General features: G+C 69.9%; 9 protein-coding genes. 2 read left to right on the top strand and 7 right to left on the bottom strand.

Going from position 1 to position 8,223, the window contains the following annotated elements; all coding sequences use genetic code 11:
- Window positions 1-52: 52 nt before the first annotated feature.
- From ACQYWQ_RS00140 to ACQYWQ_RS00110, 7 genes are all read right to left on the bottom strand, one after another.
- On the bottom strand, window positions 53-1,894 hold the full coding sequence (locus ACQYWQ_RS00140; protein ID WP_431031774.1) for an acyl-CoA dehydrogenase: 1,842 nt from the start codon (window positions 1,892-1,894) through the stop codon (window positions 53-55).
- A 43-nt stretch (window positions 1,895-1,937) separates the two neighbouring features.
- A complete protein-coding gene (locus tag ACQYWQ_RS00135; protein WP_431031773.1) occupies window positions 1,938-2,822 on the bottom strand; it encodes an acyl-ACP desaturase in 885 nt (294 codons plus the stop codon).
- 8 nt (window positions 2,823-2,830) lie between these two features.
- On the bottom strand, window positions 2,831-3,688 hold the full coding sequence (locus tag ACQYWQ_RS00130; RefSeq protein ID WP_431031772.1) for an SAM-dependent methyltransferase: 858 nt from the start codon (window positions 3,686-3,688) through the stop codon (window positions 2,831-2,833).
- Window positions 3,685-3,957, bottom strand: coding sequence for an acyl carrier protein (locus ACQYWQ_RS00125; RefSeq protein WP_431031771.1), 273 nt, complete (start codon window positions 3,955-3,957; stop codon window positions 3,685-3,687). The genes ACQYWQ_RS00130 and ACQYWQ_RS00125 overlap by 4 nt, the downstream gene beginning before the upstream one ends.
- An 83-nt stretch (window positions 3,958-4,040) precedes the next feature.
- Window positions 4,041-4,589, bottom strand: coding sequence for a PaaI family thioesterase (locus ACQYWQ_RS00120; protein ID WP_431031770.1), 549 nt, complete (start codon window positions 4,587-4,589; stop codon window positions 4,041-4,043).
- A 179-nt stretch (window positions 4,590-4,768) separates the two neighbouring features.
- Entirely contained in the window at window positions 4,769-6,328 is a 1,560-nt protein-coding gene (locus ACQYWQ_RS00115; protein ID WP_431031769.1) for an AMP-binding protein, read from the bottom strand.
- A gap of 591 nt (window positions 6,329-6,919) precedes the next feature.
- On the bottom strand, window positions 6,920-7,087 hold the full coding sequence (locus ACQYWQ_RS00110) for a hypothetical protein (RefSeq protein ID WP_431031768.1): 168 nt from the start codon (window positions 7,085-7,087) through the stop codon (window positions 6,920-6,922).
- Between the two features lie 724 nt (window positions 7,088-7,811).
- On the opposite strand from ACQYWQ_RS00110, the gene ACQYWQ_RS00105 reads away from it, so the two are divergent.
- Window positions 7,812-7,979, top strand: a complete 168-nt coding sequence (locus ACQYWQ_RS00105; RefSeq protein WP_030998976.1) for a plantaricin C family lantibiotic — start codon at window positions 7,812-7,814, stop codon at window positions 7,977-7,979.
- A gap of 50 nt (window positions 7,980-8,029) precedes the next feature.
- Complete coding sequence (locus ACQYWQ_RS00100; RefSeq protein WP_199806543.1) at window positions 8,030-8,191, top strand: class II lanthipeptide, LchA2/BrtA2 family; 162 nt, start codon at window positions 8,030-8,032, stop codon at window positions 8,189-8,191.
- The last annotated feature ends 32 nt before the right edge of the window (window positions 8,192-8,223 follow it).

The following is an 8,223-nucleotide window of genomic DNA, read 5'->3' as shown; positions in this document are numbered from 1 at the left end:
GACGGCCTCGGGGGATGGCGTTCCGGCGGCTCAGCCCGAAGGGACGGCCTGGTCAGAAACCGGCATCGGCGAGCGTCATCAGGCCGTCTTCCTCCGCTTCGACGACCCCTCGGTGGACGGCCAGCTCCGGCAGGACCGTCGACGCGAAGAACCGGGCGGCGGTGATCTTGCCCTCGTAGAAGGCCGAGTCGGCCGGGGCGGACCCGGCGGCCAGCGCGGCGGCGGCCGTCTCGGCGTGCACCACCAGCCGCCAGCCGGTGACCAGTTCCCCGACCGCGTGCAGGAAGCGCACGCTGTGCCGGCCGACCCCGTACAAGGCTGCCGGGTCCTCCGCGGCGGCGCCGAGCCGCGTCCACAGCGCATCCAGCACCCCGCGCACATCGGCCACCGCCCGGCCCAGCGCGGCCCGCGCCTCCACCAGCCGGGCATCACCCTCGGCTTCGGCCGTCGCCTCGATCCGTCCGGTCAGCGCCCCGAACGCCTGCCCGCCGTCCCGGACGATCTTGCGGAACAGGAAGTCCATCGACTGGATGGCCGTGGTCCCCTCGTACAGGGTGTCCACCTTGGCGTCCCGGATGTACTGCTCCAGCGGGAAATCCTGGAGGTAGCCCGAACCGCCGAACACCTGAAGGGCGTCGGCCAGGAGATGCCAGGACCGCTCGGACCCGAACCCCTTGACCACCGGCAGCAGCAGCTCGTGCACGGCCGCCGCGTCCCCCGCCTCCGCCGACCCGTCCGGCGCGGCCATCAGGTCCTGGAGCGAGGCGGTGTACAAGTACACACCGCGCATCCCCTCCGCGTACGCCTTCAACGTCAGCAGGACGCGACGCACGTCCGGGTGGCGCAGGATCGGCACCCGCACCGCGTTCCGGTCCAGGGACTCGGCGAGATCCGGGCCCTGCACCCGCTCCGAGGCGTAGGCGAGGGCGTTGCGGTACGCCGTGGACAGCGTGGCGATGGCCTTGGTGCCGACCATCATCCGGGCATAGCTGATCGCCTCGAACATCTGGGCCATGCCGTTGACCCGGTCACCGAGCAGCCGGCCCACCGCGGGCACTCCGTCGCGACCGAAGCTCAGCTCACAGGTCGTGGACGCCTTCAGCCCCATCTTGTGCTCGACGCCCGTGACGAACACCCCGTTGCGGGCGCCCGGTTCACCGGTCTCCGGGTCGAAGTGGCGGGCCGGGACGAGGAACAGCCCGAGCCCCTTGGTGCCCGGCCGGGTTTCCACACCGGGGCCCTCAGGGCGGGCCAGCACCAGATGCACGATGTTCTCGGTCATCCCGCCCTGCGCGGCGGCGGTGATGAACCGCTTCACGCCCTCGACGTGCCAGCTTCCGTCCGGCTGAAGGACCGCGCGGGTGCGGGTCGCGCCCACGTCGGAACCGACCTCCGGCTCGGTCAGGACCATCGTCGAACCCCAGTCGCGCTCCGCGAACATCTGCGCCCACACACGTTGTTCGGGGGTGCCGTGCCGGTGCACGAGCTGCGCGGAGATCTTCCCGCCGACGTAGAAGTACAGCACCGGGTTGGCACCCAGAATCAGTTCGGCGCACGCCCACGACAGGGTCGGTGGCAGACCCGGGCCGCCCAGCTCGGGGCCGACCGCGATCCGGTCCCAACCGCCCTTCACCAGCGCGGACACCGCATGTGTCACGGAATCCGGCAGCGTCACCTCGTGCCGCTCCGGATGGAACACGGGCGGATTGCGGTCGCCGTCGGCCAGCGAATCGGCCAGTACCGTGCGGGCCAGGTCGTCGAGTCCGGCGAGGAGATGGTCCGCCGTCGCCCTGTCCACCTCCTCGAACGGCGCGCTGCCCAGCCGGTCCTGCACCCGCAGCACCTCGAACAGCGCGAAGGTCAGGTCGCGGACGTCGCTCCTGTAGTGGCTCACTGTTTCCCCCGGTTGGATCTCTCGGTACGGCGACGGGCGTGCGTCAGCCGGTGGCGCCGGTGATGGCGAGCGAACGGCACGCGGAGACGAAGGAGACCAGCTCCTCCAGCTTGTCCGAGCGGGCGTCCACCGCCCGGTCGACCACCTTGATCAGGTACTCGTACGCCTCGGTGTGGTCGTAGCGGGCCACGTCCGCGATGCGCAGTGCCCACCGCCAGTAGCCCCGGATGGTGTCCGCGAGCGGCATCCGGAACTCCGCGATCACCTCGCGGACCGGCTCGACGACCGCGTCGCCGCCAGTACGCAGATAGCGCTCCACCACGTCGGCGAAGAAGGTGAAGTGCCGGGCCTCGTCCTGGCTCAGCCGGCGCAGGATCTCCTGGAGCAACGGATCGCCCACCGTCTGCCGCAGCCGCTGGTAGTACAGCTGCGTGGCCTTCTCCTGGATCAGCGGGTACGTGAAGAACTGCACCGCGTGCGTGTAGTCCAGGTCGAACTTCTTGCGGCCCTCCACCGCCAGCCGCTCCCGCAGCGGCGCCGGTTCCGCCATGCCCGAGGCGAGCTGGTATTCCTTCAGCACCCGTGCGTGGGTGTCCTCCTCCTGCGCCCAGCGCACCGAGAAGTGGTACAGCTCCCGGTTGTGGACGAACGTCGGCACGTCCACCCGGTCGTCCAGCGGGAAGTACCGGTCGTACATGTCGAAGTAGCCCGGCAGGTGGTCCTCGATGGTGGTGACGAACTCGACCGCCGAACGCTCGCCCTCGCTCAGCCGGTTCGCGTCCGCCGTCGTCCAGTCGAAGCTGTGCTCCACGTCCCAGCGGCGCTGCGGCGCCGAGGCCGTCAGGAAGGTGCGGACCGCACCCTCCATCTCGTCCACGGGCAGCAGCGTCCCCGCGACCCGCTTGTACGCGGGTGTCTCCTCGCTCATGATTCCCCTCAACGGGCCTTGCGGCAGATCAGCGCGTAATGCTTGGTGGTGAAGCCCCAGCCCGCGTTGGCGATCTCGAAGTAGCGCAGCAGCTTGGCGGACAGACCCGGTTCGATGGCGTCCAGCCGGTCGGCGCGGTCCTCGACGTTGCGCATCCACGCGTCGATGGTCAGGGCGTAGTCCTCGGTGAGGTCGCGGACTCCCTCGACACTGAAACCGGCGTCCTCGGCCGCCGCGACCAGCACCGACAGCGGGCGCATCTCCCCGCCGCCGAAGATGGAGTCCCGCACGAACACCGAGCCCTCGCGTTCGGCGAACTCCGTGTGCCGGGCGGTGTTCCGGTAGCAGCTGTCGGAGAGGTAGAGGTACCCGCCCCGCCGCAGAGCCGACCAGCACAGGCGCATCACCTGGCCGATGTCCTTCATGTGGGCGCTGGAGCCGACCAGGGCGACGGCGTCGTGGGCGCGATCCGGCACGGTGAGCCGCTCGACCCGCTCGGTGACGACCTCGACCCTGTCGGCCACGCCCTGCCGGGTGGCGCGGTCCATGATGTAGCCGCGCTGATGCGGGGCAGGGCTCACCGCGGTGACACGGCAGCCGCGCTCGGCGGCCGCGTACAGGCTGAGCGAACCCCAGCCGCAGCCGATGTCCAGCAGCCGGGCGCCGGGGCGGAGCCCGAGAGTGTCCGCGATCCAGCGGAGCTTGGTCTCCTGCGCGGTCGCCAGGTCGTCGGTGTCGGACTCGTACAGGCCGCAGGTGTACTTCATCCGGGGGTCGAGGAACTGCTCGAAGACCGCCGGGTCCTGGTCGTAGTGCTGGTTGGTCTCGGCGACCTCGGGCAGCCGCGATGCGGCCGGGGCGGTCATCGGGGGGCCCGCTCGGCGCTCAGCTCGCCGGCCACGGCCTCGGCGAGGCCGCGCACGGTACGCAGCGCGAAGACCTGCTCGTCCTCCAGCTCGACGTCGTACTCCTTCTCGACCGCGGCGATCAGCCGCATGACCTTCACCGAGTCCAGGCCCGCGACCGAGGCGAGGTCGTCGTCCGCGCCGATCCCCGCCGCGTCCTGGCCCAGCAGGCCGGCCAGCAGCTCGGTGATCCGGTCCGTGATGTTCTGCGGCATGGTGCCGTCCCCCATCGGTAGTGTCTCCTGCTCGTTCCGCTCGGTCTTCCGCCGCCCGTTCGACGCTGCCCGGTCACCGGGCGCGCTGCCGGCGCGGGTCAGCGGGGTTCAGCCGTCGTGGCGAAGGCGGTGCCGACCCGGTGGGCCTCCGCCTCTGTGAGCCCGGCCCGCACCCGGTGTTCGTCCAGAGGGATCGGCCGGTAGTCGGCGACCGCGGAGGCCACCGCCGCACCGGAGGCGTCCAGCACCTCGGCGCGCATCCGGGTGCCCGGTCCGTCACCGGTGGGGCGGGCACTCTCGGCGACGCACCAGTACGTGCCGCCGACGGCGAGCGAGTCCATGTACCGCACCCGTAGCGTGGTGGTGAGCACGCACGAGCCGCTCGCCACACTCAGCGCGTTGCCCATCACTTCGTCGCACACCGCGCTGACCACCCCGCCGTGCACCACACCGGGGTAGGACTCGAAGCGCCGGTCCAGTTCCAGCCGCGCGGCGAACCCCCGTGAGGTCCGCCGGAACTCCAGGGCCAGCCCGGTGGCGTTCTGTGGGGAGCAGCCGAAGCACTGGTAGTCCGACAGGGTCCGCCAGGGCACCTCGACCGGCGTGCCTCGCTCCCATTCCCGTTCCAGCACTGACCGTTCGTCCACCGGTTCCCCCCTAGTGCTCGTACGTGCTCGTTGCCGTGGTGCGACCGGGCGCGTCCGCGCACGGTCGGCCGGCCCGTGTCGGCGGGCCGGAGGATGCTGGTCGGTGGTCGTGGTCGTGGTCGTGGTCGTGGTCGGGCCCGTGCGGCGGCCTACGGCCGCGAGGACACGGGCCCGCTGGGTCAGCCGGGGGTGGAGGCGAGCGCCAGGCGGCGCAGCTTGCCGCTGCTGGTACGGGGAATCGCGTCGGGTGCGACCACCCGTACGTCCACCTCGTCGAGCCCGGCGTCCGAACGCACCAGGCCGCGCAACTCGGCGATGAAGGCGTCCCTTTCGGTGCCCTCGCGGGCGGTGGATTCCACCACGAGGACGATGCTGCCGCCGTCTTCGCCCGGTTCGCTGTAGGCGGCGCAGCGGCGCCGGTGGACCAGGGGGTGCTCGCGCACCGCCTGTTCGACGTCCTCCGGGTAGTGGTTCTCGCCGCGCAGCGTCATCATCTCCTTGCGGCGCCCGGTGACGTACAGCTCGCCGTCCGCGAGGTAGCCGAGGTCCCCGGTGCGCAGCCAGCCGTCCGCGGTGAACGGCTGTGCCACGTCACCGACGTACCCGCCCGTCACGGAGGCGCCGCGGACCTCGATCTCGCCGACCCGCCGTTCAGGCAGGGTGCCGGTCTTTCCGGTGACCCGGATCTCCAGGCCGGCGACGGCGGTCCCCACCGAGACGAGCGGACGCGCGTCCTCGGCGCCCGCCGGCACCGGCCGGGCCAGGCCGTCCCCTGCGAGAGCGCGCCGGTCCGCCCAGTCGGTACGGGGTTCCCTGCCCAGCGGCGGGAACGTCACGGCGAGCGTGGCCTCGGCCATGCCGTAGACCGGCATCATCGCCGCCGGCCGGAAGCCGGCGGGCGCGAAGTGCCGGGCGAAGCGGCGAAGCGCGGCGTCCGCGACCGGCTCGGCGCCGTTGAACGCCACCCGCCAGTGGCCGAGATCGTGGCCGGGTACGTCCTCGGCGGCGACCCCGTCGCACAGGTAGTCGTAGGCGAAGTTGGGCATCGCGCAGGCCGTGCAGCCGTCGGCGGTCATCTCGCGCAGCCAGCGTTCCGGGTGCTTCACGAACGCCGACGGTGTCCACACGGTCGCGTCCGCGCCGGTCAGCACTGCCGAGAGCAGGCCGAACAGGCCCATGTCGTGGAAGAGGGGGAGCCACACGGCGGCCCGATCGCTCTCCGCGCGCAGGGCGATCCCGCCGGAGATGGCCCGCAGGCCGGCCAGCACGTTCGCCTGGGTCAGCCGTACGCCCTTGGGGCGGGCGGTGCTGCCGGAGGTGAACTGCACCACGGCTTCCGCGGATTCGGGCACACTCAGCCCGTCGACCGTCGCGGTGTGCGCCTCCAGCTCGGCGGTGCCGAGGGCGCGAGCGCCCTCCAGCGCCCGGCCGGTGAGCGCGCCGAGCCGCGCCAGCCGGGCGGAGACCAGGACGTCCCGGACACCGGCGGTGCGCAGAATGCCCTGAACCCGGGCGACGTAGGCGTCGCGTCCGCCGGTGGGCAGCGGCAGCGGGCATGCGGCGGCGCCGAGCCTGCTCAGGGCGAAAAGCCCGCGGAGAAAGTCCGGCTCGTTACCCATCAGGAGGCCGACCCGGTCACCTGGGCGTACTCCTGCGGCACGCAAGCCGGAGGCCAGGGAGACGGACTGCTCGCTCAGCGTCTTGAGGCCGAGAGCGGAGTCCTCCGCGGCGAATCGCACAGCAGCCGAGGGCCGTATTTTCACGGCCTTTTCCAGTGCGGTGTGAAGCTGTAATGCGTCTAGCGATGAAAAGCCATTGCGCGGCCCCGTGTTTTCCCCCGTCAACGGCCACCCCCGTGGTGTGTCGGCACGTCGTAACGCTACGGACTGAAGATGACTATCCGACGGGCGAGGATCATGTCAAGGGTGGCTTATGGGGCTCATGTGACGGCTTGCGCAGGAAATGCACCAGCCGCCTCGGTGGCCGCCTCCTGGCGGGCTCCTGACGTTTCCGCAGTTCAAGGGGTGCGTTTTTGGGATCTTGAACGGACGGCCGATGCCGGGGTCGCGACGCGGGGATCGTCCGGCGCGCGCGGGCTCGGATCGCCGGAACTTCACCGGGTGGTACGCGCACGGATGTCCGCCGGACGCCGCCATTTCCGTTTTTCTGCGGGTGTCCGGAGCGGGTTTCCGTGCCTGCCTGACGCAATACGGAGCAGCGATTCCGGACGCTCCGGGAACGAACGCGAGCGGGCCCGCGGGGGGTATCTCCCCGCGGGCCCGCTCGTGAGGGCGTCACGCTCCGAGCCGTAACGCGGCGCGGTGGTCCTGCTAGTGGAAGCTCGACCAGATGCCGGAGGTCATGGTGGTGAGCTTCTCCTGGTCGGACCACTTGTCCGACTTGCGCTTGCGCCCCTTGCTCTTGTCGGCGCCCCGCTGCTGGGCGGCTTTTGCCTTGGAGGCTCCGTCTTCGCCCTTGTTCTTCCTCTTCCCAAACATGACAACGTCCTCAGCATCGTCGGATACCGTCACGTCAACTGTACCCGCGAAAGCGGACTTCACTACCGGAACAGGACTGCGTGACCCTTCTCGGGCGCGCGTTCGCCTGGAATCGGAATGCGGAATTCCGACGCGTGAAAGCGCCGATCCCGGCCCGCCCCTGTTGGATGCACGGACCGAAGCCGAGAGTGGTCACCGTCTGTCGACCGGCTCGGGAAGCATATTTCCGGAACCTTGACCTCCGTGTCCGGGTGACCCGGCAATTCCCTGCGAAAGCCCCTGTCCGCCTGCGGCGCAGCGCGCTGCGGGGCCTTCTTGGGTGCGCCGGGCGAAGCGCCGGAACCGCGACTCTCCATCCTCGTGATCATGCCGATGACCGGTGCGAACGCGAGAGCGGCCGCCCTCGCGGGTGGCGAGACCACCGTTCGCCGAAGCGGCCCACATAAGCGCCACATAGGGAATGGTTTATTCCGTTCCTTTCCGATACTCCCGGCCCGCCTGCCGGGAGAATCCCTTTATGGTGTCCATTTTTTACCGCTCTCGAAGGAATGCCGAATAATGCGGTGTGACCTGGGTCACATTGTAATCGAGTTGTGAACTGCGGATGTGTTCGGGTAACTTCCTCGGCGTTGCCTCAACAGCAACGCGAATGCCGCAGGGAATTGTGAAAGTGGATTACCTGATCCTGTGCGGTGTTCAATTAACGGGGAAGGGGGTGAATTATATGCCCTTCGAAGGTGATGTCTCTCTCGTGGAGGAGATCGCCGAGCAGGACTTCGACGGTGTGGCGTACGGCGCCTGCACCACGAACACGTTCTCGCTCAGCGACGCCCTTGGAAACCACGGCGGTTGGTGCACTCTGACCAAGGAGTGCCAGCCCAACTGCAACTGACACCCACGTGTCCAGTTGCCCGGGCCCGACTGCGGAAGGGGGTGAACCACATGGAGAACCAGGACCTTCTGGGTGCCTACGACGAGCTCGAACTCATTGAGCTCGGCGACGAGGACGCGCACGGCGGTACGACCACGCCGGCGTGCGTCGCAGTGTCGATCGCGGCGTCGGCCGCGTTCTGCCCGACCACCAAGTGCACCAGCAAGTGCTGATGTGCTGCTGACGGGCCAGTGCGTCAAAAGTC

Source organism: Streptomyces sp. P6-2-1, from assembly GCF_050613165.1.
GTDB lineage: Bacteria > Actinomycetota > Actinomycetes > Streptomycetales > Streptomycetaceae > Streptomyces.
The sequence above is the reverse complement of the archived record's forward strand: the minus strand, read 5'-3'. Positions and strand labels throughout refer to the sequence as shown.

Bases quoted from the DNA above. Each gene is read 5' to 3' on its own strand.
- ACQYWQ_RS00135 (WP_431031773.1), bottom strand. From the start codon at position 2,822: ATGAGCGAGGAGACACCCGCGTACAAGCGGGTCGCGGGGACGCTGCTG.
- ACQYWQ_RS00130 (WP_431031772.1), bottom strand. From the start codon at position 3,688: ATGACCGCCCCGGCCGCATCGCGGCTGCCCGAGGTCGCCGAGACCAAC.
- ACQYWQ_RS00125 (WP_431031771.1), bottom strand. From the start codon at position 3,957: ATGGGGGACGGCACCATGCCGCAGAACATCACGGACCGGATCACCGAG.
- ACQYWQ_RS00110 (WP_431031768.1), bottom strand. From the start codon at position 7,087: ATGTTTGGGAAGAGGAAGAACAAGGGCGAAGACGGAGCCTCCAAGGCA.
- ACQYWQ_RS00105 (WP_030998976.1), top strand. From the start codon at position 7,812: ATGCCCTTCGAAGGTGATGTCTCTCTCGTGGAGGAGATCGCCGAGCAG.
- ACQYWQ_RS00100 (WP_199806543.1), top strand. From the start codon at position 8,030: ATGGAGAACCAGGACCTTCTGGGTGCCTACGACGAGCTCGAACTCATT.